Genomic DNA, 478 nt, shown 5'->3' with positions numbered 1-478 from the left:
CTCCAGAACCCGCCTCGCCAGCGACCGCCAGGCTGTCAGACACCTATCGCGGTGTTCCGTTGGTCGATCTGACCACCACCTCCGATGCTCAGATCAGAGCTTTTCCGTCAGGCTCGTCCCACCTCCCTGAGGGGGCAGTGCTCGGCGCCGACGAACTGCTGAGCGACGCCCATATCCACAGGGATTACCGGTTGCTGGAGCAGGACCTGCAGGAGGCCCATCCAGCGCTCGCCGCCCGAACGCGGCTGGTGGATGCGATAGTCTCCCATCACCTGCGCCGTCACGACGTGGACGTGCAAGGTAGGTTGCTGTCCATCTATCATCAAAACGGCGCCCCAGCCGACTTCGTGTTCCTGCCAGTGAACAGTGCCGATCCTATGGATCCGGCGCCGGATCCTCAACGCATCGACCATTGGTCGCTGCTGCTCGTTGATCGCCGCGACCCGAAAAGAGCGGTGGCCTATCACTACGATTCCAT

The 478-nt window shown here is 62.3% G+C and carries 1 pseudogene; it reads left to right on the top strand.

Features of this window, described 5'->3' with window-relative positions:
- Nucleotides 1-59: 59 nt before the first annotated feature.
- Nucleotides 60-478 (top strand): annotated as a pseudogene (locus ACWGS9_RS35345) (Ulp1 family isopeptidase); the annotation flags it as partial.

This window comes from Mesorhizobium sp. Arg314, from assembly GCF_053714275.1.
Note: the sequence above shows the minus strand (reverse complement) of the source record. Positions and strands in the feature narration are given on the sequence as shown.